Origin of the sequence: Phycobacter azelaicus, from assembly GCF_014884385.1 — a bacterium.
In the GTDB taxonomy this organism is placed as follows: Bacteria; Pseudomonadota; Alphaproteobacteria; order Rhodobacterales; family Rhodobacteraceae; genus Phycobacter; species Phycobacter azelaicus.
Map to the genome: position 1 here is coordinate 491,023 of NZ_WKFH01000003.1, position 26,278 is coordinate 517,300.

A 26,278-nucleotide genomic window follows, 5' to 3' on the forward strand; every position below is an offset into this window, starting at 1 on the left:
CATACCCCCCGCCCTTGAAGCACCCAAACGGAGAACACCATGAGTCCCAGAGACAATATCCCCGCCCCGGTCTTGTCGCGCGGACAGGACGGTGAAGGCTCTGTTCAGGTGCATCAGGATGCCTCTGCCCGTATCGAGGGGGCAAAGGTCTTTTCCGTCTATGGCAAGGGCGGCATCGGCAAATCTACAACCTCATCGAACCTCTCGGCCTCCTTTGCCAAACTGGGCAAGCGGGTGCTGCAGATCGGCTGCGATCCAAAACACGACAGCACATTTACCCTGACCGGACGCCTGCAGCCCACCGTGATCGACATCCTGAAAGAGGTGGATTTCCACCCCGAGGAGCTGCGAGCTGAGGATTTTGTCACCGAAGGCTGGGGCGGCGTGAAATGCGTCGAGGCGGGCGGCCCACCCGCGGGGACCGGTTGCGGTGGCTATGTGGTGGGACAGACAGTCAAGCTGCTCAAGCAGCACCACCTGCTTGAGGATACGGACGTGGTGATCTTCGACGTGCTCGGAGATGTCGTCTGCGGTGGTTTTGCAGCCCCCTTGCAGCATGCGGACCGTGCGGTGATCGTGACCGCCAACGATTTTGACAGCATCTACGCGATGAACCGTATCATCGCCGCCGTTCAAGCGAAATCACAGAACTACAAGGTGCGGCTGGCCGGCTGTGTGGCGAACCGGTCAAAGGACACCGACGAGGTGGATCGCTACTGCGACACGGTCGGCTTCAAACGCATCGCCCATATGCCCGACGTAGACGCAATCCGGCGCTCGCGGCTGAAAAAGAAAACGCTGTTCGAGATGCCCGATGAGGACGACATCATCGCCGCGCGCGCTGAATACATCCGCCTGGCCGAAACCCTGTGGCGCGGCACCGACCCGCTGGCTCCGGCGCCGATGGAAGACCGAGATATCTTTGAGCTTTTGGGGTTCGACTGATGGAGTATGAAGCCACCCGTTCCCGCGTCGAACACTATTTCGACCGCACCGCGACCAAGGTTTGGGACCAGCTGACCTCGGACGCGCCGGTCTCGCGCATTCGTCAGAGCGTGCGGCGCGGCCGGGATGCCATGCGCGCCCGTATGCTGGAGCGACTGCCTGCGGATCTGACTGGCGCGCGGGTGCTGGACGCGGGCTGCGGCACCGGGCTGATGGCCACCGAACTGGCGGCGCGCGGCGCGCGGGTTACCGCCGTGGATATCTCTCCCTCTCTGATCGATATCGCCCAGCGCCGCCTGCCCGATACGCTGAAAGCGCGGGTGCAGTTTCAGGTGGGTGACATGCTCTCCAAGGACCTTGGCCAGTTCGACCATGTGATGGCCATGGACAGCCTGATCTACTACCGCGAAGACGATATCCACGCCGCCCTTGATGGGCTGGCAAAGCGGACCCGTGGCAGCATCGTCTTTACCGTGCCGCCGCGCACGCCGCTGTTGATGGCCATGTGGCATAGCGGCAAGCTCTTTCCGCGCAGCGACCGCTCGCCCGTGATGGTCCCGCACGGCACACAGCGTCTGTCCCGTCGTCTGCGCCAGACCGGCAGGGTCGAGGATATCGGTCGCGTCTCGGTCGGCTTTTACATCTCTCATGCGCTGGAGGTGCGCCCGTGATCGTTTCGCCCGCTCAGCTTCGCAAACTCTCGGTGCGTCTGTTGCCGTTTTCGGATGCGGCCTCAGAGACGCTGCCGCTTGCCGCGCTACTGCGCCTGTCGCTGTTTCAGGTGTCGGTGGGCATGGCCGGGGTCATGCTGCTGGGCACGCTGAACCGGGTGATGATCGTGGAGATGAGCCTTGCGGCCACGCTGGTTGCGGTGATGATCGCCCTGCCGGTGCTGATTGCCCCCTTCCGGGCGCTGCTGGGCTTTCGCTCTGACACCTACCGCTCCGCCATCGGGTGGAAGCGGATCCCCTACCTCTGGTTCGGCTCTTTGTGGCAGATGGGCGGGCTTGCGGTGATGCCCTTTGCCCTTTTGGTGCTGGAGGGCAATACCGTCCACCATGTGCCCTTTGCCGGAGAGGTTCTGGCCGCGCTGGCCTTTCTGATGACCGGCCTCGGCATGCATATGACCCAGACCGCTGGGCTGGCGCTGGCCGCAGATCGCGCCAGTGATGAGACACGCCCCCGCGTCGTGGCGCTGCTTTATGTCATGTTTCTAGTCGGTATGGGGCTTTCGGCTCTGTTGGTAGGGTGGCTGTTGACAGACTATTCGCCGCTGCGGCTGATCCGGGTGGTCCAGGGCGCGGCCGTGGCGACCTTGCTGCTCAATCTGGTGGCCCTATGGCGACAGGAGCGACTGCGCCCCATGACCGCCTGTGAACGCGCAAGTCCGCGGCCACGCTTTGCCGCAGCCTGGCAGGATCTGGCCCGTGGTGGTGAAGCGGGGCGGCTCTTGGTGACGGTCTTCCTTGGCACCATGGCCTTTACCATGCAGGACGTGCTGCTGGAGCCCTACGGTGGAGAGATCCTTGGCCTTTCCGTCTCTTCCACCACGCTGCTGACCGCGCTCTGGGCCTGTGGCGCCTTGGCGGGGTTTGCCCTGGCCGCCCGCCGGATGAGCCGCCGCGCCAATCCATACCGCCTTGCCGCAACGGGGTTGATCGCTGGCCTTGTCGCATTCTCCGCGGTCATCTTTGCCGCCCCCATGGCATCGGGCAGCCTGTTCTTTGTCGGCTCTACGCTGATCGGCTTTGGCGGCGGCCTGTTTGCTGTTGCCACGCTGAGCGCCGCCATGACCATGGCCACGGGCGATCTGGCAGGGCGCGGCCTGGCGCTAGGGGCCTGGGGGGCGGCGCAGGCCACCGCTTCGGGCCTTGCCATCGCCCTTGGCGGCGGTTTGCGTGACAGCGTCAACGCCCTTGCCGCAACGGGCCAATGGGGCACAGCCGTTGCCACACCGGCCACCGGCTATTCATTCGTCTATCACACCGAGATCGCGCTGATCTTCGCCACACTTATCGCGCTCGGCCCACTTGTTCGCCGCAGGACACAGTCCTGGGGACCGGCGGCATCCACGCCCAGTCGGATCGGCCTTGCCGATTTCCCGACCTGACCCTCGGAGGACACCATGACCGATCCCTTCTTTGCCGAATTCGACCTCGCCAGCCTTTCAATCTGGCTGTTCTGGATCTTTTTCGCCGGGCTGATCTACTACATCCAGCGCGAAAACATGCGCGAAGGCTTCCCCCTCAAGGATGAGGATGGCGAGGATCATCACGCCATTTCGTTTTGGTCCCTACCTGCGGACAAGACCTTCAAACTGCCCCATGATCGCGGAGAGCTGACCGTCCCCTCAGGCCAGCCCGAGGACCGCCCCAATGACAGCCTGGCCCTGGCGCGCACCAATGACGCCGATGGCTTTCCTTACGAGCCGACCGGCAACCCGCTGGTGGATGGTGTTGGCCCTGCTGCCTGGGCGCCACGGCGCAACGAGGCTGAACTCGACGCACATGGCCACCCAAAGATCCGCCCAATGGCGCAGGTCGAAGGCTATTTTCATGTCGCGGGCCGTGATCCACGCGGCCTGCCTGTCATCTCTGGCGACGGCAAGGTCATGGGCATGGTCACCGAAATGTGGGTCGACGTGCCCGAACAGATGGTGCGCTACCTGGAATACAAGCTCGAAAGCGACGGCACAAAACGTCTTGTGCCGATGACGCTGGCGCGGATTTTCGGCCCCAAAGTCATCGTCAAATCGCTTTATGCCGAAAACTTTGCCGATGTACCGATGATCGTCTCGGAGACCCAGATCACCAAACTCGAAGAGGACAAGGTCTCTGCCTACTACGGCGGCGGGACGCTTTATGCCTCCAAGGACCGGCTAGAGCCGCAGCTTTAGACCCATTTTCGCGGGAGACCAGCCATGAGCCATGACGATTTCAAGACCGAGCCTGTTCCCGGCCTGCCAGAGCACCCACCCGCGGGCGAGCACATCCTGTGGCAGGGCCGCCCGAACTGGTGGGCGCTGACCAAACGCGCCACCGGGTTTTGGTGGATCATGGGCTACTTCGTGGTGCTGGCCCTGTGGCGGTTTGTGTCAGTGGTGGATCTTGTGCCGCTGAGACAGGCGGTTGCACTATCGGTGCCATTCCTGATCCTGGCCGCCATTGTCGGCGCGCTGCTGACGATCACGGCTTGGGTTCAGGCGCGCGCGGCAGTCTATACTGTCACCAACAAACGCGTGGTGCTGCGCGTCGGCGCGGCGCTGACGGTAACGCTGAACCTGCCCTACACCCAGATCGCACGGGCGGACATCGACCTGCGCCGTGACGGCACCGGCACCATTGCCTTTGACACACTGGGCGAGACGCGGCTGGCCTATGTGGTGCTCTGGCCGCATGTGCGCCCCTGGCGCTTTCCGGCCCAGCCTGCCCTGCGCTGCATTCCGGCAGCGCAAGAGGTGGCGGACCTTCTGAGTGTGAACGCGCGATCCGCAATCCAGTCCAAGCATGAGGACAATCAGACCGGGCCCGTGCCCGTTGCAGCGGAGTAGATTGCCATGAGCGATACGCATCACCCCGACAGGCCTCGGATCCATCACGATACGGACACCATGGTGCCGCGGGTCATGGTGCGTGCCATGTTCGCTCTGGTGATGGTGATCCTTGTGCTGACGACCCTATCCGTCCTGATGGGGCGCCCATTGCAAAGCACGCCGCCGACATCTGCTTTGATCCGCGAGGTGCATCTGCATCTGACCTCGGACATCTCTGGCGCCGTGACGGTTCTGGATGCGCACGGCTCACTTATTGCCGATCTGTCGCCCGAAGACGGCGGGTTTATCTCCGGCGTGCATCGCGTGGTGCTGTTTGAACGCCGCAAGGCGGGACTGCCAGCCACAGGAGCTGTCACGCTTCAGGCTTTTGAAAATGGCCGCATGGCCATCATCGACCCCGCAACGGGGTGGCGCGCTGACCTTATGGGGTTTGGCGCCGACAACGCAGCGGCCTTCGCCAGGCTGCTTGCGCAAAGTGTTCCGGTCCCGGCCCAGCGCCGTGACGGGGACGCAAAACCATAAGCCTTGGGAGGGCTTTGCCATGGGACTACTGACACGAGACATCGAACGGGCACCCTGCACCGTCGAGATCAGCCATAAATTCGAAAGCCTGCACGCGCATGTGCGGTTCAACAACGGAGCCGTGATCTACCCCGGCGACGAGGTTCAGGTCAAAGGCCCTGAGATCATGGCCCCCTTTGGCCAGATCGTCCGCGAGGACCGTGTGGCGGTGATCCTGCGCGCGAGCCGTCTGGAGCGTTTCTGGACCCGGCTGACCGGGGATCTTGAGGTGATGGAGCTCTGCGAGTTTTCCTTCTCCGAGGAGGCCACGCTATGAATATTCAAACCTCGAAAACCACGGCGCCGCGCCACACCGCCGATGCCACCACCGTCGAGGAAGGCCTTGCCATCCAGGAAGAGCAAGCCAAGTTCGACAGCACCGCCGCCACCGAAGTTGCGATGCAGAACACGCTCTTGACGCCGCGCTTTTACACCACGGATTTCGACGAGCTGGACGCTCTGGATGTCAGCTCTGTGCGCGGCGAATGGGACGAGTTGATCGCGCAGATGGTCTCTGATCCGAACAAGGGCCACTTTCGCAAGACCGACGCCTGGTATCACGTGGACTGGGACGGGATGGAGCCGCAGCTGCGCAAGGAGTTCATCGACTTCCTGATCTCCTCCTGCACGGCTGAGTTTTCGGGCTGCGTTCTATACAAGGAGATGAAGCGGCGCGGCTCCAACGCCGATATCACACAGCTGTTTCAACTCATGGCCCGGGACGAGGCGCGCCATGCCGGCTTTATCAACGATGCCCTGCGCGAAGCGGGCGTGGCGGTGAACCTTGGCTTTCTGACGCAGAAGAAAAAGTACACCTACTTCCGGCCCAAGTTCATCTACTACGCCACCTACCTGTCGGAAAAGATCGGTTATGCGCGCTACATCACCATCTTCCGCCACCTTCAGGCGCACCCCGAACACCGGTTCCATCCGATCTTCAAATGGTTTGAAGAATGGTGCAACGATGAGTTCAGCCACGGTGAGGCCTTTGCCCTACTGATGAAGACCGATCCAAAGCTGACATCGGGGCACAATGTGCTGTGGATCAAGTTCTTCCTCACGGCGGTCTATGCGACCATGTATGTGCGCGATCACCAGCGCCCAGCCTTTCATGCGGCGCTTGGCGTCGATCCTGACTGGTACGCCCATGAGGTCTTTACCAAGACCTCTAAACTGTCGGAGCAGATCTTCCCGATCACGCTGGACATCGAAAACCCGCGCTGGCAGCGGGGGCTGGAACGGCTATATACCGCCAACAAGCAGATCGCCCGCGCCAAGGAAGCCGGAGGTATCGGCGGGTTCATGGGACGCATGACAGGATCCGCCAAGGCGGCATTGGCATTTGTTTCACTCTATACCATCCCGGCAAAACGCCATCGCGTGCCCGAGCACACGCGCCTTCAGCCGGCGTATTGAGGCCATGCGACGCCCGCACCCTGTCCGGTTACATCCCCTGCCCCGCCACCCGGCGGGGCGCAGGGCCACGGCGCCGTGATGTTCGCCCAGCCCTGGATCGCAGCGCTCAGCGCCCTGTTCCTGTGGTGGTTTTCCACCGGGGCGATCCTGCTTGCGGTGCGCATTGCGGACCGCCGCGGTGGCCGCTTGCCCGCTGTGATGACATTTGCAGCACTGCCCTTGGCTGTCTGGGGCGGCTGGACGTACTGGGCCACATTGACCAGCAGCGACGTGTCTGGCGCATACCTCGGGTTTCTGGCCGCGCTTGCGCTCTGGGGGTGGATCGAACTGGCCTTTCTGACCGGCATCGTCACCGGCCCGGTGCAGCGCCCCTGCCCACCCAACCTACCGGAATGGGAGCGGTTCATCCGCGCCTGGGGCACCGTGGCCTATCATGAGATGGCCTTGCTAACAGTCCTGCTCACGATGGCAATCACCGGCTGGGGCGCGGAAAATCCTGTGGGTCTGTGGACCTTCATTGTTCTCTATTTCGCGCGGATCTCGGCCAAGTTGAACCTTTATCTCGGAGTGCCGCGCTTTAGCACCGAATTCATCCCGCAGGCCCTGGCGCATCTGCCAAGCCATTTCCGAACGCGGGCGCTCAACTGGCTGTTTCCGGTCTCTGTCAGCGCGCTGGCCTTTGCGACCGCCTGCTGGCTGGAGCGGCTCTGGGCGGCCGAGACCGCAGGCGCGGCGGCGGGATTTGCCCTGCTGGCAGCCATCACTGCGCTGGCCCTGCTGGAACACTGGCTAATGGTCCTGCCACTGCCGGACGCAAAACTCTGGCGCTGGATGATGCCCGCGCCGACCACACAAGCACGAAAGACACCGGAGGGAACATCATGACATTCGACGCCTTGTTCACCGAGCAACTCGACGCCTTGCGCGAGGAGGGAAACTACCGTGTCTTCGCCGAACTTGAGCGTCACTGCGGAGCCTTTCCCCGTGCCACATCCCATGATGCCGAAACCCCTGACCATGTGACGGTCTGGTGTTCCAATGACTATCTCGGCATGGGGCAAAGCGAGACGGTGACCGCACGCATGAAAGAGGTCATCGACCAATGTGGCGCAGGCGCGGGCGGCACGCGCAACATTTCAGGTACCAACTGTCACCATGTGGCGCTTGAGGCAGAACTGGCGGACCTTCATGGCAAGGACAACGCCCTACTATTTACTTCGGGCTATGTGTCGAACTGGGCCGCACTGGGAACGCTGGGGTCGCGGCTGCCCGGCGCAGTCATCCTTTCAGATGCCTTGAACCATGCCTCGATGATCGAAGGCATCCGCCATTCGCGGGCAGAAAAACGCATCTGGAAACACAACGACCCCGAAGATTTGAACCGGCACCTTGCCGCCCTGCCAGCCAATGCCCCCAAGATCGTAGCCTTCGAGTCTGTTTATTCGATGGACGGCGATATCTGCCCTATGGAAGAGATCATCGAAGTCGCCGAGGCGCATGGCGCCATGACCTACCTCGACGAAGTGCACGCGGTCGGCCTTTATGGTCCGCGCGGCGGCGGCATTTCCGAGGAGCGCGGTCTTGCCCATCGCATAGATCTGATCGAAGGAACCCTGGGCAAGGCCTACGGGTGTATGGGTGGCTATATCGCGGGCTCTCATGCTCTGTGCGACTTCGTGCGCAGCTTTGCATCAGGCTTCATCTTTACCACCGCCATTCCCCCGTCCGTCGCCGCCGGAGCGCAGGCGGCCATTGCCCATCTCAAACACTCCGACCATGAACGCCAGTTTCAGCGCCGCCAGGTTGCCCAATTGCGGGCCAAGCTGGACGCCCGCGGCATCCCGCATCTGCCAAACGACAGCCATATCATCCCGGTCATGATCAAGGACCCGGTAAAGTGTCGCCAACTGGCGGACATTCTGATGCGCGACTATGGGATCTACGTGCAGCCGATCAACTATCCCACCGTAGCAAAAGGCACGGAGCGGCTGCGTTTTACACCTGGTCCGCTGCATTCGGATGCGGACATCGACCACTTGGTCGAAGCGCTCACCGTGCTTTGGAAGCAATGCGCAATTGCTCAGGCCGTCGCCTGATCCATCTTCGTCGGCCACAGGCGGGGAAAGGATACCGCCCGCGAATACCTTGAGTTCTGGATTGAACGGATACTGAAGTCGGTCGGGCCACTTTGACCGCTGGTCCCCACAACCAGATCCGAGACTGAAGATCGGTCAGCCGCATTGGCTGCATAAGATGGCTCATCAAGTCCGGCTGATCGGCTCGCTTCCGTTTTTCCAAGGGACCCGGAATACTCTCAAGGAGCTTTCTCGAAGGCATCACCTTTGCGTGCCTTGGCCCACCACACGGCATCCTGCGCTCTTCCGCTTACCGTAAATAAAGTACCGCAGACGGCAGGACATGTCCCATCGCACATCCGGGCAGTGCCTCGATTGTGTGCGCTTCCTTCTTGATGGCAATCAAAAAAACTTCAGACAGTTGACAGGCTAAACATAGCAAACCAATATTACATTGGTTCAATTGGTTCGAATCCAGAAGAAAAGAGAGGATCCGAGCATGTCGTCGGAAAGAGTTCTTGAAGAAGATCCCGCAAAAGACATTTTGCGGCTTGAGGACTTCAAGCTCCAATTTCGTGGACACGATGCTGCCACGGTCAACGGGCTAAGCCTTAAGGTCTCGACCGGTGAAATCCTCTGCATTGTCGGCGAGTCGGGATGCGGAAAAAGCGTTACCGCAATGTCGATCATGGGCCTTTTGCCCAAGGGGTCTTCCGATGTTTTGTCGGGAAAACTGGAATTTATGGGTAAAACCTATGACCTGAAGGTTGATAACCTGCCCGCAGACCAGCGTGGCAATCAGATCGCGATGATCTTCCAAGAGCCGATGACCTCGCTCAACCCATCCTTTACGGTTGGCAATCAAATTGTGGAATCCATTACGCAGCATCAGGGCAGCACGCGCAGCTCGGCGGAGCAACAGGCCCGCCTCATGCTGGAAAAAGTTGGAATTCCGGCGCCGGAACAGCGCCTGAAAGAGTATCCGCACCAATTGTCTGGTGGTATGCGCCAGCGGGTTATGATTGCCATGGCCCTGGCCAATGATCCCAAGCTGTTGATCGCGGATGAGCCGACCACAGCCCTCGATGTGACCATTCAGGCGCAAATTCTAGACCTGATTTGCGAGCTACGCCGCGAAACAGGCATGGGAACGATCATGATCACGCATGATCTGGGTGTGGTTGCGGAAATCGCAGACAGTGTTGCTGTGATGTATGGCGGTGAAGTGGTTGAACAAGGCAGCGCTCAGGAGATTTTCAGCAATCCCCAGCACCCTTACACCATCGGCCTGATGAGCGCGATGCCGCGCTTTGATCAGCCCGGCACCCGCCTGAGCACGGTTCCCGGTTCAGTCCCGGCGATCCGCAACATGCCAAAGGGGTGCCGTTTTCGCAACCGGTGCGCCTTTTCAGCCAGTGCTTGCAGTGCGCGCCCAAAGCTGCGGGCATTTGGCACGGACCACAGCGTTGCCTGCCATTTCGCACCACTGGAGCAGAACACGGCGGTGCAGGCATGACTTCGAACACGATCCTGGAGGCCCAAGGCCTGACAAAGCACTTCGGCGGTAAGGGCTTCTTGAACAAGGCCCCGTTGGTGCGGGCCGTGGACGATGTTTCGCTGCAGATCCAACAGGGCGAAACCTTTGCCATCGTTGGAGAGTCGGGCTGCGGCAAGTCCACTCTTGCGCGGCTGCTGATGCGACTTCTGTCACCGACATCTGGACAGATGATGTTTGACGGGCAGGACATCAGCGATGCCAGTGGCCGCCAATTGACGCGCCTTCGCCGCGAGATGCAGTTCATTTTCCAGGATCCGTTCTCATCGCTCAACCCGCGCATGACCGTCGGCAAGCTGATCGGAGAGCCGCTGGAAGTGCACGCTCCAGACCTGAAGGCAAGCCAAAGGCGCACACGGGTCTCTGAAATCATGCGCAAGGTCGGATTGCCCGCCGAGCATGCCAATCGGTACCCACACGAATTCTCAGGGGGACAACGTCAACGGATTGGTATCGCCCGGGCGCTGGTCTCGGGGCCGAAACTCGTAATCGGCGACGAACCGGTTTCAGCCCTTGATGTGTCGGTTCAGGCACAGGTGATAAACCTGCTGGCCGACCTCAAGGAAGAGCTCGGGCTGACGCTGGTCATCATCGCGCACGATCTGGGCGTGATCCGCCACATGAGCGACCGCGTCGCGGTCATGTACCTTGGCCGGATCGTCGAGATGGGCACGACAGAGGCCGTGTTTGCCCAGCCGCGCCATCCTTACACACAGGCGCTGTTGGCCTCGATCCCCGGACCGCGTTCCTCAGGGGAGGAGAGGCAGGTCCGGCTGACCGGTGAGATGCCCAGCCCCGCCGCGCCCCCGCCCGGATGCCGGTTCCATACCAGGTGTCCCTTTGCCGAAGCGCGGTGCAAGACGGCTGTTCCGCAGTTGGATCCTGTTGCCGATGACAATCATCAGGTGGCTTGTCACCGCTGGGCAGAGATCGCTCCAATGACGAACGCAACAGCCGAAATTGAGCACTCCCAGAGCGCCGAAGCGCGTTTCGCCCTCTATCGAGAGGCGATCGAGGGCGGCAGCGTTACCCATCGCACAACCCAGCCCCCGCGAACATAAAAACCACAAACACCTGGAACCAAAGAAAAACACTCAACCGACAGAGAGGATACTGACATGAAAAACCTTAAACCGACACTGATGGCCGCCCTGCTGGGTGCGACCGCAATCGGCATGGCCGCCACTGGCGTAAGCGCCAAAGACCTGCGTATCGGCCTGCAATCGGATGCCGATGTGCTTGACCCGGATCAGTCCCGCACCTTTGTCGGCCGCATCGTCTATGCCTCCATGTGCGACAAGCTGGTCGACATCACACCCGAACTGGAAATCATTCCGCAGCTGGCCACGGCCTGGCAAGTCTCAGAAGATGGCATGACGGTGACCATGCAATTGCGCGAGGGTGTCGTCTTCCACGATGGTACCCCATTCAACGCCGAAGCGGTCGCTGCAAACATCGAGCGGTCCAAGACCATGGACGAGTCACGCCGCAAGTCGGAGCTGTCCTCGATCACGTCAACCGAGGTGACCGGCGAATATGAAATCAAGCTGAACCTCAAGGGGCCCGACGCCACGCTCATGGCGCAACTGGCTGACCGCGCCGGCATGATGATCTCGCCCACCGCTGCCGCAGCCGCTGGCGCGGATTTCGGACTCAATCCCGTTTGTTCGGGCCCGTTCAGTTTTGAAGAGCGCGTTGCTCAGGACAAAATTGTACTGAAGCAGTTCCCGGACTACTGGAATGCGGACGCCATTGCATTCGACAGCGTCACATTCCTGCCGATCCCGGATACCACCGTCCGTCTTGCCAACCTACAGTCGGGCGACATCGACATGCTGGAGCGTCTGGCAGCCACCGATCTGGCGCAAGCGAATGCCAACAACGACATCGAAGTCGCCAGCGCAGTCTCGCTTGGATATCAGGGCATTACTTTCAACGTGAACAACGGGCCAAAGGGTGACAACCCCTGGGGCAACGACCAACGTCTGCGCCAGGCCTTCAGCTATGCCATTGACCGCGAAGCCATAAACCAAGTGGTGTTCGAAGGCGCCTTTGCCGCAGGCAACCAGCCTTACCCGCCGACCTCCCCCTGGTATGACACCGACCATCCGGTGCCGGCCCGCGACGTGGCCAAGGCCAAAGCTCTGCTCGCTGAGGCAGGCTATCCCGACGGGCTTGATCTGGAAGTGCAGGTGCCCAACACGACCGTTCCGCTGCAATTGATGCAAGTGGTGCAGGCCATGGCGGCCGAGGCCGGTATCAACGTGAAAATCACTTCAAAGGAGTTCGCAACGCTGCTGGCAGATCAGTCCGCCGGAGACTACACAGCCAGCCAGATCGGCTGGTCGGGTCGCGTCGATCCCGATGGCAATATCCACCAGTTCATGACCACTGATGGCGGCATCAACGACAGTCATTTCTCGAACCCTGCCGTGGACGAGGCACTGAATGCTGCGCGCGTTGCCGCCAGCACCGAGGACCGCAAGGCCGCGTATGATACCGCGCGCGACATCCTGGTCGAGGAATCGCCGATCGTTTACCTCTATCACCAAACCTGGATCTGGGCGCATAGCAGTCAACTTGACGGTTTCACACCTTATCCGGACGGGATGATCCGCCTCGAAGGCGTCACCTGGACCGAGTAATAGCGCCTCTTCGCCGCCCTGGCCAACACCGGGGCGGCGTGCCCTCCGTCTCAGTCCCGGCTCGGACGAGGTTCCCCAAGAAACCAGGTTTTCGCCAATGCTCTTGTTCCTTATGCGCCGCATTTTGATTGCGGTGCCGACGATCATTCTGATCTCAATCTTTGTCTTCGCGCTGCAAAAACTCTTGCCCGGGGACCCTCTGCTGGTACTCGCAGGGGAAGAGCGTGACCCGGCAGTACTGGAACTTCTGCGAGAGAAGTACCGACTGAACGATCCTATCCATGTGCAGTATTTCACCTGGATCACCAACGCCTTGCAGGGCGACTTGGGTATTTCCCTTCGCACCAATCAGCCGGTGACCGAACTGATGCTGCAAAAACTGCCCGTTACTCTGCAACTTGCGGCGATGTCCATGATCTTCGCTCTTGTGATCGGGGTGCCTGCCGGCATTTTGTCGGCCTATCGCAAGGGCACGCTGACCGACTACGTGGCGAACGTGGTCGCCCTCTCGGGCTTGTCGATCCCGAATTTCTGGCTCGGGATCATGCTAATCCTGCTGGTCTCCGTTAAATGGCAGCTTCTGCCTGCTTCCGGATACGTGCCCCTCTCCGAAGACTTCGGGCAGTCCATACGAACCATGCTCATGCCCTCTTTCGTTTTGGGAACGGCGCTTGCCGCAACGATGATGCGTCACACGCGCTCGGCCATGCTGGGCGTGCTGAGCGCTGACTATGTGCGCACCGCCCGCGCCAAGGGCCTGAGCGAGCGCCGCGTGGTCCTGAAACATGCCTTTCGCAATGCACTGACCCCGATCGTGACCCTAACCGCCCTATTGTTCGGAGAATTGGTGGCCGGAGCGGTTCTGACTGAACAGATCTTTACCATCCCGGGCTTTGGCAAAATGGTCGTCGATGCCGTGTTCAACCGCGACTACGCCGTGGTGCAGGGCATTGTTCTCGTGACAGCGGTCGGCTTCATCCTGATGAACCTCCTGGCCGACGTCCTTTACTTCATCCTCAACCCGCGTCTGAGAGGGCAATGACATGAACGATGCCTCAGCCCCTGTCTCTGCCGATGCCACACTGGGCGGCGCTTCTGAAAACCGCGTCTGGAAAAAGTTCCGCGCGCATCGCAGTGCCCTTCTTGGTGGCATCCTCGTCGTCTTCTTTATCCTGATCGCGATCCTGGCGCCGATCTTGCCGATCCCGGATCCGGCAGCAACAGATTGGGGCGCAGTGCGCAAAGCGCCCTCCGCGGCCCATTGGATGGGGACGGATGAGATTGGTCGCGACGTCCTGTCCCGCCTTGTCTGGGGGGCGCAGGCCTCATTGCTGGCGGGCGTGGTCTCGGTCGGCATCGCACTGGCGCTCGGCGTGCCACTGGGCATTCTTGCTGGGTATTTCGGCGGCTGGATCGATGCCGTTATCTCGCGCTGCACCGAGGCGCTGTTGGCCGCACCCTTCTTGATCCTCGCCATCGCACTGGCGGCCTTTCTCGGCCCGTCCCTGACCAATGCCATGATCGCCATCGGCATCTCGGCAACGCCGATCTTCATCCGCCTGACACGTGGGCAAGTTCTGAACGTGCGGTCCGAGGATTACGTCGACAGCGCCCTTGCGATCGGATTGCCCACACCCAAGATCCTGCGGCGCTATATCCTGCCCAATGTTCTGCCGCCGATCCTGGTTCAGGCAACGCTGACGATTGCCACCGCGATCATCGCAGAGGCCTCTCTTTCCTTCCTCGGACTAGGCCAGCAGGCACCGGCACCAAGCTGGGGATCCATGCTGAATACGGCCAAGAACTTTCTCAACCAGGCGCCCTGGATGGCGCTCTGGCCAGGTATCTCCATCTTCCTGGTCGTCCTCGGTTTCAACCTTCTCGGCGACGGTCTGCGCGATGCGCTGGACCCCCGCGAACATTAACTCAACACGGAGACTTTTATGTCCGACTTCACTACACGGCCCGAGATCCGTGGCACCTTCGGGGCCGTGACCTCGACCCACTGGATTGCCTCGACCGTAGGCATGAGCATTCTGGAAAAGGGAGGGAATGCCTTTGATGCAGCAGTGGCAACGGGGCTGACACTGCAGGTGGTCGAGCCGCATCTGAATGGTCCCGGCGGCGATATGCCGGCCATCTTCCACTCAGCCAAGACCGGCAAGACGGAAGTGCTGTGCGCGCAAGGCCCTGCCCCTGCAGCGGCCACAATTGAGTACTATAAAGCGCAGGGCCTGACCCTGATACCCGGTTCAGGCCTGCTGGCCACAGTGGTGCCGGGTGCTTTTGACGGTTGGATGCTGATGCTGCGTGATCACGGATCGCTCAGCCTGCGCGAGGTGATGGCCCCTACGATTTCCTATGCGCGTGACGGACACCCCGTCTTGCCCCGTGTGGCAAACACCATCGCGGGACTCGCCGACTACTTTGCCGATGAATGGCCCAGCTCTGCCGCCGTCTGGACACCGGGCGGCCAGGCGCCCGAACCCAATGCACTGTTCAAGAACCCGGATCTGGCCGATACCTATCAACGCCTTGTCGAGCTTGCAGAGACCGCAGGCGATAACCGTGAACAGCAGATCGACGCCGCACGTCATGAATGGCGCGAGGGGTTCGTCGCCGACGCCATCTTCGACTACCTGCAGGACGCATATGTCATGGATGTGTCGGACAAGAAACACAGCGCCGTGCTTGCACCCGAGGATCTGAAGTCATGGCGCGCCACCTATGAAGCTCCTCTGAGCTACGAATACGAAGGCTGGACCGTTCATAAGACCCATGCCTGGAGCCAAGGGCCCGTCATGCTACAGGGTCTTGCGATCCTCAAAGGGTTTGATCTGGGTGCGATGGACCCCTTTGGCGTGGAGTTCGTGCACACCGTGACCGAAGCGATGAAGCTGGCCTACGCCGACCGCGAAGCCTATTACGGCGATCCCGCTCAAAGCGAGATCCCGATGGATTATCTGTTGAGCGAGGAATACAACAGCGAGCGCCGCAAGCTGATCACGGACCAGGCCTCGACCGAGCAACGCCCGGGGCGGGTGCCGGGGTTCGAGCATCTGGCCGACGCTTACATTGAACGTTCTGCGCGCGACTTCAACGTTGGGCCGGTTGCAGCGCAAGAGCCGACCATGTCGCACCTGACCGAAAAGCGGGGCGACACCGTGCATCTTGATGTGATCGACCGCTGGGGTAACATGGTGGCCGCAACACCGTCCGGGGGCTGGCTGCAAAGCTCTCCGGTGATCCCCGGTCTTGGCTTTCCCCTGAATTCGAGGGCGCAGATGTTCTGGCTTGAAGAGGGCCTGCCAACTTCGCTGGCGCCGGGACGCAGACCCCGCACTACGCTGACTCCCAGCCTGGCCGAAAAAGACGGCACCCAGCTGGTGTTTGGCACACCGGGCGGCGATCAGCAGGATCAGTGGCAGTTGATCTGGTTCCTGCGCTTTGTTCATTGGGGCATGGAACTTCAGCAATGTATGGATGCTCCCCTGTTCCATTCGATGCATTTCCAGGGTTCCTTCTTCCCGCGTGAAGTGCGCCCCGCCGAAATGATGGTCGAACCAGCCTTTGGCGAAGCAGTGATAGGCGAGCTGCGTGACCGCGGGCACAATGTCGTGGTGGCCGATCCCTGGACCGTGGGGCGTCTGACCGCAGCCCTGCGCGAGCCGGACGGGATGCTGCGCGCCGCAGCAACCCCCCGTCTGATGCAAGCCTACGCGGTGGGCCGATGACCTGGTCCGTGATAGCCCGCGATCCTGCGGATGGAGCAATCGGTTTGATTGTGGCCTCCCGTTTCTTTGCCTGCGGCGCGGCGGTCCCATTCGTAGGGCCGACCGTGGCCGTCGCCTCGCAGGCGTTCTGCAATCCGGTATGGGGCACCGAGGGGCGCGCACGTCTGGCAGCCGGTGAATCCGCCCAAGATGTGCTGGCCGATTTCGTCGCCCGCGATCAGGGGCAAGCCATACGTCAGGCTCATATGATGGATGCGCAAGGTCGTTTTGCTGCGCACACAGGCTGCGACTGCGTGAACTGGGCCGGGCATCTGATTGCAGATGATCACTCAGTTGCGGGAAACATGCTGACTGGGCCGCAGGTAATCGAAGCCACCTCTGAGGCCTATCAAAAGCACGCCAACCTGCCCTTTGCCGAGCGGCTCATCACCGCCATGCGAGCTGGCGAGGCCGCGGGGGGCGACAAACGCGGCCGCCAGGCAGCGGGCCTGATCATTCACCGGGGCGAAGATCACGCCTGGCTGGACATTCGTGCTGACGACCACAGCGACCCACTGGAGGAATTGGCCCGTCTTTGGGATGTCGCGCAGGAACGCTACGTGCATTTTGCCAGAGGCATGCCCGGACGCACCAATTTCTCGGGATTTCCCACACGCGAAGGAATAGATGCTGACATCGCAGATGCGGAGGCAAAACGCATCGCGGAAGGGCGAGCCAGCCGATCTAAAGCGGTGGACAAGTGATGCCCGCAGCGCGTATCCCTCATGGCGCGCTGCATCCACCTCATGGCATTTTTGCGCGTGATCACAAGATCCACACGAGTAATATCCCAAACATGTCGTCTTCACTTCGTTCCGCACCCATAGAACCCATCAAACAGAAGGTTCTTGAGCTGATTAAATCAGGCAGCCTTCCCGCTGACGGAAAATTGCCGACCGAGCGGGTTCTTTCCGAGAATTTCGATGTCAGTCGCAGGTCTGTTCGTCTGGCCCTCGACAGCCTTGAACAGCAGGGACTTGTCTGGCGCAAACAGGGCAAAGGCACCTTCGCCGGACAGCCTGCAGACCCAACGGCAGACCTGGCGGCCAAGATCGCCGGAGAAACCAATGCGCTTCAAGTGATGGAGGCGCGTCTGTGCATCGAGCCGGAGCTCGCCGCCCTCTGCGCCCGCCGCATGGGCCCGGATGAGCTTGCCCGACTGCGCAGGCTTGCGCAGCGCCAGTTTGAATCGAGCGGCCCCGAAGCGATCGAACTTTGGGATGGCGCGTTTCACCGCCTGATCGCGCAATGCGCCCGCAACCGCCCCTTGCTGACGGCCTTTGCCCTGCTGGACAAGATACGTGAAAACCCCGACTGGATCCGGATCCGGGCCAGGGCCCGAAGCGAACCATCGCTGGAAGTGTCCAACTGCGAGCACATCACCATTATCGAAGCGATTGCGGCAGGTGACCCTGACCTCGCACGCACGGCCATGCGGGACCACCTGACAACGCGGTTTGATGCGCTAAGAGATGAAATGGGCCCATCCGACAGCAGCTGGGAAACAGAGCTGATCGATCTGGACAACGGCAAATAGCTGGCGCCTTGAACAGATGCAATAAGGACAACCCGAGTATGCTCCATGAACTCAACGCCTCCCCGGAGACCTGCCACTGGGGTTTTTTCGACGCGCAACACCCACCCGCCATGACTATAAACAGTGGCGAGGAGGTGGTGATCAATACGGTCTCTGGCGGGCCGGACATGCTACCGGGTGGCAGTTTCCACGTGCCGAGCGAGCTGCTCGACATCCACGCCGCCGGGCTGCCGGGGATGCCGGGGCACATTCTGACCGGACCTGTGGCCGTAGAAGGGGCGATGCCCGGCGATGTGCTTCAGGTCGATGTTCTTGACATTCAGCTGCGACAGGATTGGGGCTACAACATGGTCCGCCCCCTAGCGGGAACCCTGCCGCTGGAGTTTCCAAACCGGGTAAAGACCATTCTGCCGCTCGACGCGACACGTCAGGTGGCGCAATTGCCCTGGGGCAAGGCGTTGCCGCTCAACCCTTTCTTTGGCGTGATGGGGGTTGCACCGCCGCCGGAGTGGGGGCGTATCTCGACAATCGAGCCCCGCAGCCACGGCGGCAACATCGACAACAAGGAACTCACGGCGGGCAGCACCCTTTATCTGCCGGTCTACACTGAGGGCGCGCTGTTTTCGTGTGGCGACGGCCATGCGGCACAGGGCGATGGCGAGGTCTGCATCACGGCTATCGAGACCGCCTTGCAGGGCCGTTTTCGGCTGACCCTGCGCCGGGATATCGCTTTGGACTACCCCCAGGCCGAAACACCTACGCACTATATCACCATGGGGATGCATCCCTCCTTGGATGTCTGCGCTGAAATGGCCCTTCGTCAAATGATCACAGTAGCATGCGCCCGTCTCGGCATCAGCAGGGAAGAAGCCTATATGCTGTGCAGCCTAGCTGGCGATCTTCGTATTACCCAGACGGTCAATCGTGAGAAAGGCGTGCACATGATGATGCCAAAGGCACAACTGGTACGCGCCTCGGATCATTAAGTTCTATGTGACAGCCAAGGGGCGACCGTATTGACTTGGGGCGTCCGCAAATATGAGGCCTCAACAATCGGCGAATGAACCTGCCTGATCTATCCTTCCTTGCGGATTCCCGATGGCGCATGCTGAAACAATACTCCAGAAGTGACAACGCACACCACACGATGGTGACGGGGTTGGCTGCAGAGGGCGAAAAAATAGGGGCGGATATGATCCCCGGTCGTCAGCATCTTTGTGAAATATGAGCCGGGCAGCGGTCACAACCGCCCGGGAATTTACTCTGCACAGCGGCCAGGCACCTAGCCGTTTTTCCAAATCAAGCACATCACCAACCGCAACAGGGTCCTCGGCAACTGATCCTTGTCCTGCGATTTCGGATTTGGGGATGGACGATCACATTGGGACAAACGGCTTCATCGACGCGACATCTCCCGAGCGACTAGCCAAACGCCTAACCAAGGGCCGTGAATCCTGTTCCCTGGTCAGCTGGCTTGCAGCTCAGCGGGATACGAGTGTTACGTATCATTGACGCGACCCTCGGGTGTTGCTGGGCTGCCGGGATCAGGTTGCCTTGATGGGCCAAGAAATAGGTGCTGGCCCCTCCGAGGCAGGATTTAATCCTGCGCGACCAGGCTGAACGTCCACAGGTTGTCGCTCTGCGCCACCAGGCCACTACGCTCGCCCGCCAGCTTTCCTTCGTTCAGGAGCTGCTGCAGATCTGCGCCAACATCAGGACTGTAGATGTGATAAAGGTGCCCGGTCGGGCTATTGCCCGGCAGATCACTGAGATCGATCACCTCTACGCCCTTGATCCTGGAAACATCATTTCCCGCTTCGCCAAGCCTAGGATACCCATGAACCTGCCTGGAAAGGGCAAGCGGTTTGTCACCGGACGCGACATAGACGGTAAGGCTGTCCACGATGGGTTCGATGCGGGGCAGCATTCGGGCGAAAATGTCGAAATCCATATCCGGGGCCAGGAGCACGACATGCCCCAGCCGGATATCGGGCTGCCTGCTGGCAACCTCGTAGAGCGCCAGCACCACGCCACGCGCACCAAGACTGTGCCCGACCACATCAACATTCATTGTTCCAAAACGCTGTTCCAGCTTGATGATCGTGTCAGCCAGATCGGGTACGCTCCAGTAAAGGTCTGCCTCGTCATGGGTATAGAAGGCAGCAGATCCATCCGAGGGCCAACTGAACCAAAGGAACCGCCCCTCCAGCTCTGCGTTCTGCTGTAAAAGCGCCGCGCGTCGGCAGCCTTTCTCAAAGCTGATATAATAGCCGTGAACGTAGATCGCTGGGCCACGCGCTCCCGCACTCGCCTCAAGCCCGTCAAGAACGGCGGCGGGCTCCATTTCCCGGACATTCTTTACGCGTAGCAATTCTTCGCGCATGAATGCCGGTGTTACCTCAGCAAGAGGGGACAGAACGCCGAGGTCAACTTTGCCAACCTCGCAATGCCCTGCCTTGAGGTCGCTCCTTTCATCACCATAGGTTTCACCCGACTCAGCCGAGCCTGTTCTGTTTCGCAAGGTGACATAGGGAAACTCCATGGCCCGAGCCTCCGTTTGCGCCGCGGAAGGCATGGGGAGTGCGCATATCGAAGCGAATAGAACGAGGAACATGCCAACAGAGCGGACAAGAGCGAATAGTGTGATTTTCATACCTGGTGTTTCAATCCGTGAACGGTCGACGCTGCACAAATGCACGCGCTGCGGGTTGCATGAATGGACTATGCATCTTTCCGTCAGGCAATGAAATGGGTTGCACCGCAGTACAACATTGCGAAGACTGCAAAAAAATGCGGCTCACACCGGTCCGGAGCAAAGAGCAAAGCGAGGCATGCACACCCTTGGCGGTGTCGCGCAGCCGGATCCAAGACCACGTTTCACACAGCTAGTTCAGGAAATTTGAGGATAGAATGATCAATCGGTACTTGGCAAAAACAATCGGCCCAGTCTCCGTCCCCTGCCTTCTGCTTGGTCTGTTGTTCTTTGCGGCCTCTCTGACCCCGTCACTGCTCCCCCGTGGCCCGGACCTGCAAGGCATACTCGGAGGGTTGGTCACCGCGATCGGATACCTGATCGGGCAGATTATCGCGCTAGGCTGGCAGGCGGCCGATCTGCCGCGCCTGTCGGGACGCCCTGCAAAGGTGCTGGTTGCGCTGATCTCGATCCCGCTCTTTGCATTCTATTTCTGGGTCTTTGGCTCCAGTCTCAGCTGGCAGAATGACATACGGCAAAAGATGGGCATGGAGCCCGCGGATGCGCTCCATCTCGCGACACTCCTGCCGCTTGCCATTGCGACCTTCGCAGTGGCCTTCGCTATGGGCCGACTTGTCGCTTCGCTGTTCCGCCTGATCAGAGCGCGGTTCTATCGCATCATGCCCCCACGGCGCGCAAATGTTCTTGGCGTTGTTGCGGTGATATTGATACTGTTTATCGTCTCCCGCGACGGGATCTTTGACCGCGTAGTGACCGGCCTCGACGAAAGCTATGAAGCTGCGCAGGAGTTGTTTCAGGACGCCCCCGCGCGACCGACCACCGCCCGTATGACAGGGAGCGCGACCTCGCTGATCGACTGGACAGCGATGGGCAAATACGGCCGTGAATTCGTGACCTCGGGCCCCGACGCGCAAGACATCACGGCCTTCACCGGAAAGCCCGCATTGGACCCGATCCGCGTCTATGTCGGGCGTGCCAATGGCGATACTCCGCGCGAACGGGCGGAACTCGCACTGGCAGAGCTGATCCGGCAAGGGGCCTTCGAACGCGAGGTTCTCATTGTCGCAAGCCCTACAGGCACAGGCTGGATTGATCCTGGTCTGCAGGACCCTGTCGAATACATGCACGGCGGGGACATCGCGACAGTCGTCGCGCAGTATTCCTATCTTCAGTCCCCCCTCGCCCTGATCCTTGAGACAAACACCGGACTGGAGCAGGCAACCGCATTGCAGGACGTTGTTCATGGCTACTGGAAGACACTGCCCAGTGATGACCGACCCCGCTTTTACGTCAACGGACTCAGCCTCGGAGCCTGGTCCTCGATGCACGCGACGAATATGTTCCGATTGCTCGACGATCCCATCGACGGAGCGTTTTGGGCCGGACCGCCCTTCTCGTCCGACTTCTGGAACTACGTTCAAAAACGCCGCACTCCCGGCTCACCCTGGGTTCAGCCGACCATCGGAGACGGGTCCTTGATCCGCTACGCGTCACACACGGCTAATGGTTCCAAGGCTGCGTCAGACTGGGGTGCCATGCGGATCATGTTCTTGCAGTACTCCAGCGATCCGGTCGTCTTTTACGATCCTTATTCGCTGTGGCGCGCACCACCCTGGATGAACGATCCGCCGGCCGCGGACGTGTCAGACGACCTCGTTTTCATCCCGATTGTGACACAATTTCAACTGGCGCTCGATCTTGCATTGTCCTTCGGTGCGCCGCCCGGCCACGGACATGCCTATCATGCACAGGACTATATCGCGCCCTGGGTTGAGGTGACCGCCCCTGAAGGATGGTCACCGCAAGACACGGAGCAACTGAAAGCGCATTGCAACTTGGGATACCAAATGGGCTGCGCCAACAGCCAGCGCTGATCGACACGCAACACCGCACCTCATCTGGCTTAAATAAGGAGTGGGTTTAGAATGTATGGAACGGGCCCGACACCGCGCCCGTTCCTGGCTAGAATTTCAGATATGCTTATGCTCTTGCATCAGACCTTTGAAGATGCACCAACACATCACCAGCAGTACAACGGTGAAAGGCAAGCCGGTTGATATGACCATCGCCTGCAACGAGCCGAGCCCGCCGCCGATCAGCAGTACGATGGCCACCAGGCCCTCAAAGGTGCACCAGAATACGCGCTGTGGCACCGGCGCATCGATTTTGCCACCGGCGGTGATCGTGTCGATCACAAGGCTGCCGGAGTCCGAGGATGTGACGAAGAAAACAATCACCAGCACGATACCGACGGTTGACGTAATCGCGGCCAGAGGAAGCCCATCCAGCATTGCAAACAAGGACAATTCCGGTTTGTAGGCGTCGATCACATTGGCCTTCACCGCGCTGGCATCGACATTTGCGATCATGTCGTTGATTGCGGTGCCACCAAAAACGGCCATCCAGAAGATGCAGACCACAGATGGTATGATTAGCACGCAGGTGATGAACTCGCGGACAGTGCGGCCACGCGACACACGAGCGATGAACATGCCGACGAAAGGCGACCAGGAAATCCACCACGCCCAGTAGAACGCAGTCCAGCCTTCGCGATAGCCATCATCCTCGCGGCCAAAGGGGTTGGAGAGCGGGATCAACTCCTGCGCATAGGCCGCAAGCGTCTTGCCGAAATCGACAAAGATCCCAACTGCGCCGGCTGTGAATAGCACAAAGAGCAGCAGCGCGATGGCCACGATCATATTGATCTCGGACAGGACCTTCACCCCGCCATCAAGACCCCGCAGCACAGATACCAGCGCAACAGCCGTGATGCCAATGATAAGGATGACCTGAACGGTTACGTTGCTCGGGATGCCGTAGACATACTCCAGACCTGCATTCGCCTGTTGTGCCCCCAGACCCAGCGAGGTCGCAAGTCCGAAGAGTGTCGCAAAGACCGCAACGATATCGATCGTGTGACCCCACCAACCCCAGACACGTTCCCCGAGGATCGGGTAAAAGGCCGAACGGATCGAAAGCGGCAGCCCCTTGTTGTAGCTGAAAAGTGCAAGGGCAAGTGCGACGATCGCGTAGATCGCCCAAGGATGCAGCGCCCAGTGATAGGAGGTCGCCGCAAGCGCCATTCGCCGGGCGGCATCCACATTCTCCGGTATCAGGGCACCATCTTCGGTGAACGGGCGCACAGCCCCCAATGGTTCATCCCCCCAAGGGGTGCCAAAGTAATAGGCCGGTTCCAGGACGCCAAAGAACATAAGCCCGATACCCATACCGGCAGCAAAGAGCATCGCGAACCAGCCCGCATAACCGTAATCCGGTGTCGCCTCAGCGCCGCCCAAACGGACCGAACCGTAGGGCGAAACGACAAGAACAAGGCAGAATAGAACAAAGATATTCGCGGCCGACAGGAAGAACCCGTCAAATGTTGATGTCAGTGTCGGGCGCAACCAACCAAAGAAATCGGCCGCTTGCTGCGGGGCAAGCAGCGCATAGATCACGAAAACCACTACACTCAGACCCGAAATCAGAAAAACCGGATTGTGAATGTCGAGGCCGACCGGCCCGATCTGCGTTTCGATATTGTCCTGACCGATTTCGTAATCGGTGTCGATAAGTTCCGAAGCGCCCTCGGGCGCCGGTATCCCTGTGGTTTCGTCTATGTCGGTGTTATCGGACATCATTAGACTCCCCCTGTCATTTTTGAAGTTCGGTGCGGCGCGTCACGCCCGCACGACCATGACTGAGCATTTTGCACGCTCAGCAAGTTTTCCGCCGTTTGACGGCCAGATGTAGTCGATAACATTGGGTACGTGGCTCGCCATGACGACGAGGTCAGCGCCGGTTTCACCGATGGCTCGCATCAGCGCATCGTCGATCTCGGTCGTGGGGTCGTGTGCGATCGCGGTATGCGACAGTGCTTCGATGTTGTGCCTGGCAGCCTCTGACGTGGCAAAAGCATCAAGCTTTTGGGCAAACTCTTGCGGGTTATGGGCCAATTTGCCGGGAGCCGGCGAGGTGACCCCCACATATACAATCGGTACGCCATAGTGTTTTGCCAGATCCGCCGCGCAGTCGAGCGCGGCAGCGAGCCGCTCGACATGAGCCAGATCGACCGGCGCCATTATTCGTTTAAACATATTCCCTCCTTAGAGAGCGTGGGCAGCGATGTGCTTTCCAACACGGATGAGCCACACAAACTCGCTTCATGTGCAGGACCGAGCGCTGTACGATCGGTGGACCGAGGGTAGTCCCAGACAGTTGGCAAAAGCAAACAAGTCGCCTGCATGCGCAGGACTTCAGCGCCCTCGATGACTTCGCCGCGAGGCTTCGTGCTACGCGGTGAGGCTTTCAGCAGGGCTCAGCAACGACAGGCATTGGCCTAATATGAACCGGCCGCGAAACTGGAAAGCGGCGTGTTTTCTCTGTCAGTGTCGCGCATGTTTGCCAAGGAGCAGAGCAAAAACAAAAAATGCGCCCAGAGATGTCGTGACCACACCGACAGGAAGCTCCTGCGGCGCAAGGAGCAGACGGGACAGGATGTCAGAAGCCGTCAGAAGTATGGCCCCGATCAGGGCCGCAGTTGGCAAGAGGTGCGTGTGCAGCGGGCCTACCAATCCGCGCGCCAAATGGGGCACCATCAGCCCGACGAACCCGATCACCCCCGCCACGGAGACGAATGTTGCGGTCGCAAGAGCCGACACGAAAAACATCATCATGCGCAACCGGTGGGCAGGCACGCCGAGACTGATGGCTGTTACATCTCCGGCAAGCAACGCGTCCAGCCAGCGACGACGGTAGAGCGCATAAGCAAAGATCATGCTGAGGCCGGCGAGGACCAGCGGAAAGGTTTGCCAGCGTGACAGGCCCAGCCCGCCAAGCATCCAGAAGATTACAGAATGGGCCGCGCGGCTGTCTCCGGCGAAGATCAGGTAATTGGTTATGGCCGCGAACAGGAAAGAGACGGCCAGCCCCGCCAAAATCAGCTTTTCGGGGGCACTGGTGCGAAGGCGCCGTACCAGCATCAGCACGATTGCGGAGGCCACGATGCCGCCGCAGAAGGCCGCGAGAGGCAGGGTCCAGATGCCCAGCACATCACCGGTCACGGTGATAACAAGAACCGCGCCGGCGGCAGCGCCAGAGGACAGGCCAAACAGGAAAGGATCTGCAAGATCATTGCGAGTCGTGGTCTGTAGAACCACACCAACGATTCCGAGGCCAGCCCCAATGATCGCAGAGAACAGAGCACGCGGCAGCCGCAGATCAAAGATGATGCGCCCCATCGGGGTCGGCTCCGATTCTGTCCAGCCAAGTCCAGAGGGTATTGCGGCAAAAACCTCCGCCAGAGGAATGGCGGTCGTGCCATAAAGCACGGACAGCAGGATGAGGGCGACCAGCAAGGCCGCCCCTCCCATCAGCGTGAGGCGAAATCTGCCCACGTTAGAACAGTGTTGATTGTCACTGAGAACTGACCCGGTAGCCCTATAAATTGTCACTGAGAATTGACCCATGTGAACACACTTCCCCGACGGTTTTGGTTGGGGGGATTAG

Annotated in this window: 24 protein-coding genes; 20 read left to right on the plus strand and 4 right to left on the minus strand. The window is 60.2% G+C overall.

Annotation, left to right across the window (positions count from 1 at the left end; genetic code table 11):
- Nucleotides 1-39 precede the first annotated feature (39 nt).
- The 19 genes from bchL to INS80_RS03540 all read left to right on the plus strand — a co-directional run bounded on the left by bchL (nucleotide 40) and on the right by INS80_RS03540 (nucleotide 19,046).
- The gene (bchL, locus tag INS80_RS03450; protein WP_192964280.1) at nucleotides 40-945 is read left to right on the plus strand and encodes a ferredoxin:protochlorophyllide reductase (ATP-dependent) iron-sulfur ATP-binding protein; all 906 of its coding nucleotides are present in this window, start codon (nucleotides 40-42) and stop codon (nucleotides 943-945) included.
- On the plus strand, nucleotides 945-1,616 hold the full coding sequence (bchM, locus tag INS80_RS03455) for a magnesium protoporphyrin IX methyltransferase (RefSeq protein WP_192964281.1): 672 nt from the start codon (nucleotides 945-947) through the stop codon (nucleotides 1,614-1,616). The genes bchL and bchM overlap by 1 nt, the downstream gene beginning before the upstream one ends.
- Nucleotides 1,613-3,055: a PucC family protein gene (locus INS80_RS03460; protein ID WP_192964282.1), complete on the plus strand. Its 1,443-nt coding sequence runs from the start codon at nucleotides 1,613-1,615 to the stop codon at nucleotides 3,053-3,055. The genes bchM and INS80_RS03460 overlap by 4 nt, the downstream gene beginning before the upstream one ends.
- Nucleotides 3,056-3,070: 15 nt before the next feature.
- Entirely contained in the window at nucleotides 3,071-3,841 is a 771-nt protein-coding gene (gene puhA / locus INS80_RS03465; RefSeq protein WP_192964283.1) for a photosynthetic reaction center subunit H, read from the plus strand.
- Nucleotides 3,842-3,865: 24 nt separating this feature from the next.
- Nucleotides 3,866-4,495, plus strand: a complete 630-nt coding sequence (puhB, locus tag INS80_RS03470) for a photosynthetic complex putative assembly protein PuhB (protein WP_192964284.1) — start codon at nucleotides 3,866-3,868, stop codon at nucleotides 4,493-4,495.
- A gap of 6 nt (nucleotides 4,496-4,501) precedes the next feature.
- Entirely contained in the window at nucleotides 4,502-5,020 is a 519-nt protein-coding gene (puhC, locus tag INS80_RS03475) for a photosynthetic complex assembly protein PuhC (protein ID WP_192964285.1), read from the plus strand.
- A gap of 19 nt (nucleotides 5,021-5,039) precedes the next feature.
- Entirely contained in the window at nucleotides 5,040-5,336 is a 297-nt protein-coding gene (locus INS80_RS03480; protein ID WP_192964286.1) for an O2-dependent cyclase accessory protein, read from the plus strand.
- On the plus strand, nucleotides 5,333-6,475 hold the full coding sequence (gene acsF / locus INS80_RS03485) for a magnesium-protoporphyrin IX monomethyl ester (oxidative) cyclase (RefSeq protein WP_192964287.1): 1,143 nt from the start codon (nucleotides 5,333-5,335) through the stop codon (nucleotides 6,473-6,475). The genes INS80_RS03480 and acsF overlap by 4 nt, the downstream gene beginning before the upstream one ends.
- Nucleotides 6,476-6,553: 78 nt before the next feature.
- Complete coding sequence (gene puhE, locus INS80_RS03490; protein ID WP_192964288.1) at nucleotides 6,554-7,360, plus strand: putative photosynthetic complex assembly protein PuhE; 807 nt, start codon at nucleotides 6,554-6,556, stop codon at nucleotides 7,358-7,360.
- Nucleotides 7,357-8,571: a 5-aminolevulinate synthase gene (gene hemA, locus INS80_RS03495; RefSeq protein ID WP_192964289.1), complete on the plus strand. Its 1,215-nt coding sequence runs from the start codon at nucleotides 7,357-7,359 to the stop codon at nucleotides 8,569-8,571. Before puhE ends, hemA begins: the two co-directional genes overlap by 4 nt.
- A gap of 478 nt (nucleotides 8,572-9,049) precedes the next feature.
- Entirely contained in the window at nucleotides 9,050-10,066 is a 1,017-nt protein-coding gene (locus INS80_RS03500) for an ABC transporter ATP-binding protein (RefSeq protein ID WP_192964290.1), read from the plus strand.
- Nucleotides 10,063-11,166 (plus strand): ABC transporter ATP-binding protein, encoded by a 1,104-nt coding sequence (locus INS80_RS03505; RefSeq protein WP_192964291.1) that lies wholly within the window; start codon nucleotides 10,063-10,065, stop codon nucleotides 11,164-11,166. The genes INS80_RS03500 and INS80_RS03505 overlap by 4 nt, the downstream gene beginning before the upstream one ends.
- A 57-nt stretch (nucleotides 11,167-11,223) precedes the next feature.
- Complete coding sequence (locus tag INS80_RS03510; protein ID WP_192964292.1) at nucleotides 11,224-12,750, plus strand: ABC transporter substrate-binding protein; 1,527 nt, start codon at nucleotides 11,224-11,226, stop codon at nucleotides 12,748-12,750.
- A gap of 97 nt (nucleotides 12,751-12,847) precedes the next feature.
- On the plus strand, nucleotides 12,848-13,792 hold the full coding sequence (locus tag INS80_RS03515; protein WP_192964293.1) for an ABC transporter permease: 945 nt from the start codon (nucleotides 12,848-12,850) through the stop codon (nucleotides 13,790-13,792).
- 1 nt (nucleotide 13,793) lies between these two features.
- On the plus strand, nucleotides 13,794-14,675 hold the full coding sequence (locus tag INS80_RS03520) for an ABC transporter permease (protein ID WP_192964294.1): 882 nt from the start codon (nucleotides 13,794-13,796) through the stop codon (nucleotides 14,673-14,675).
- Nucleotides 14,676-14,693: 18 nt separating this feature from the next.
- Complete coding sequence (locus INS80_RS03525) at nucleotides 14,694-16,484, plus strand: gamma-glutamyltransferase family protein (protein WP_192964295.1); 1,791 nt, start codon at nucleotides 14,694-14,696, stop codon at nucleotides 16,482-16,484.
- On the plus strand, nucleotides 16,481-17,227 hold the full coding sequence (locus INS80_RS03530; RefSeq protein ID WP_192964296.1) for a DUF1028 domain-containing protein: 747 nt from the start codon (nucleotides 16,481-16,483) through the stop codon (nucleotides 17,225-17,227). Before INS80_RS03525 ends, INS80_RS03530 begins: the two co-directional genes overlap by 4 nt.
- Nucleotides 17,228-17,319: 92 nt before the next feature.
- Nucleotides 17,320-18,060 (plus strand): FadR/GntR family transcriptional regulator, encoded by a 741-nt coding sequence (locus INS80_RS03535; RefSeq protein ID WP_192964297.1) that lies wholly within the window; start codon nucleotides 17,320-17,322, stop codon nucleotides 18,058-18,060.
- Between the two features lie 38 nt (nucleotides 18,061-18,098).
- Nucleotides 18,099-19,046, plus strand: coding sequence for an acetamidase/formamidase family protein (locus INS80_RS03540; protein WP_192964298.1), 948 nt, complete (start codon nucleotides 18,099-18,101; stop codon nucleotides 19,044-19,046).
- Between the two features lie 611 nt (nucleotides 19,047-19,657).
- Here INS80_RS03540 and INS80_RS03545 read toward each other — a convergent pair.
- Complete coding sequence (locus tag INS80_RS03545) at nucleotides 19,658-20,602, minus strand: alpha/beta hydrolase (protein ID WP_226892547.1); 945 nt, start codon at nucleotides 20,600-20,602, stop codon at nucleotides 19,658-19,660.
- Nucleotides 20,603-20,970: 368 nt separating this feature from the next.
- Between INS80_RS03545 and INS80_RS03550 the strand changes: the two genes are divergently transcribed.
- A complete protein-coding gene (locus INS80_RS03550) occupies nucleotides 20,971-22,647 on the plus strand; it encodes an alpha/beta hydrolase (RefSeq protein ID WP_192964300.1) in 1,677 nt (558 codons plus the stop codon).
- 96 nt (nucleotides 22,648-22,743) lie between these two features.
- Here INS80_RS03550 and INS80_RS03555 read toward each other — a convergent pair whose 3' ends face one another.
- The 3 genes from INS80_RS03555 to INS80_RS03565 form a co-directional block, all read right to left on the minus strand.
- On the minus strand, nucleotides 22,744-24,408 hold the full coding sequence (locus INS80_RS03555) for a BCCT family transporter (protein ID WP_192964301.1): 1,665 nt from the start codon (nucleotides 24,406-24,408) through the stop codon (nucleotides 22,744-22,746).
- 42 nt (nucleotides 24,409-24,450) lie between these two features.
- Entirely contained in the window at nucleotides 24,451-24,867 is a 417-nt protein-coding gene (locus INS80_RS03560; RefSeq protein WP_192964302.1) for a universal stress protein, read from the minus strand.
- Nucleotides 24,868-25,155: 288 nt separating this feature from the next.
- Entirely contained in the window at nucleotides 25,156-26,166 is a 1,011-nt protein-coding gene (locus INS80_RS03565; RefSeq protein ID WP_369411362.1) for a FecCD family ABC transporter permease, read from the minus strand.
- Nucleotides 26,167-26,278 lie beyond the last annotated feature (112 nt).

Coding starts and splice junctions, on each gene's coding strand:
- bchM (WP_192964281.1), top strand. CDS start 945: ATGGAGTATGAAGCCACCCGTTCCCGCGTCGAACACTATTTCGACCGC.
- INS80_RS03550 (WP_192964300.1), top strand. CDS start 20,971: ATGATCAATCGGTACTTGGCAAAAACAATCGGCCCAGTCTCCGTCCCC.
- puhB (WP_192964284.1), top strand. CDS start 3,866: ATGAGCCATGACGATTTCAAGACCGAGCCTGTTCCCGGCCTGCCAGAG.
- puhE (WP_192964288.1), top strand. CDS start 6,554: ATGTTCGCCCAGCCCTGGATCGCAGCGCTCAGCGCCCTGTTCCTGTGG.
- INS80_RS03540 (WP_192964298.1), top strand. CDS start 18,099: ATGCTCCATGAACTCAACGCCTCCCCGGAGACCTGCCACTGGGGTTTT.
- INS80_RS03545 (WP_226892547.1), bottom strand. CDS start 20,602: ATGGAGTTTCCCTATGTCACCTTGCGAAACAGAACAGGCTCGGCTGAG.
- INS80_RS03560 (WP_192964302.1), bottom strand. CDS start 24,867: ATGTTTAAACGAATAATGGCGCCGGTCGATCTGGCTCATGTCGAGCGG.
- INS80_RS03505 (WP_192964291.1), top strand. CDS start 10,063: ATGACTTCGAACACGATCCTGGAGGCCCAAGGCCTGACAAAGCACTTC.
- INS80_RS03530 (WP_192964296.1), top strand. CDS start 16,481: ATGACCTGGTCCGTGATAGCCCGCGATCCTGCGGATGGAGCAATCGGT.
- INS80_RS03515 (WP_192964293.1), top strand. CDS start 12,848: ATGCTCTTGTTCCTTATGCGCCGCATTTTGATTGCGGTGCCGACGATC.
- bchL (WP_192964280.1), top strand. CDS start 40: ATGAGTCCCAGAGACAATATCCCCGCCCCGGTCTTGTCGCGCGGACAG.
- INS80_RS03520 (WP_192964294.1), top strand. CDS start 13,794: ATGAACGATGCCTCAGCCCCTGTCTCTGCCGATGCCACACTGGGCGGC.
- INS80_RS03555 (WP_192964301.1), bottom strand. CDS start 24,408: ATGTCCGATAACACCGACATAGACGAAACCACAGGGATACCGGCGCCC.
- puhC (WP_192964285.1), top strand. CDS start 4,502: ATGAGCGATACGCATCACCCCGACAGGCCTCGGATCCATCACGATACG.
- INS80_RS03500 (WP_192964290.1), top strand. CDS start 9,050: ATGTCGTCGGAAAGAGTTCTTGAAGAAGATCCCGCAAAAGACATTTTG.
- INS80_RS03535 (WP_192964297.1), top strand. CDS start 17,320: ATGTCGTCTTCACTTCGTTCCGCACCCATAGAACCCATCAAACAGAAG.
- INS80_RS03525 (WP_192964295.1), top strand. CDS start 14,694: ATGTCCGACTTCACTACACGGCCCGAGATCCGTGGCACCTTCGGGGCC.
- acsF (WP_192964287.1), top strand. CDS start 5,333: ATGAATATTCAAACCTCGAAAACCACGGCGCCGCGCCACACCGCCGAT.
- puhA (WP_192964283.1), top strand. CDS start 3,071: ATGACCGATCCCTTCTTTGCCGAATTCGACCTCGCCAGCCTTTCAATC.
- INS80_RS03480 (WP_192964286.1), top strand. CDS start 5,040: ATGGGACTACTGACACGAGACATCGAACGGGCACCCTGCACCGTCGAG.
- hemA (WP_192964289.1), top strand. CDS start 7,357: ATGACATTCGACGCCTTGTTCACCGAGCAACTCGACGCCTTGCGCGAG.
- INS80_RS03510 (WP_192964292.1), top strand. CDS start 11,224: ATGAAAAACCTTAAACCGACACTGATGGCCGCCCTGCTGGGTGCGACC.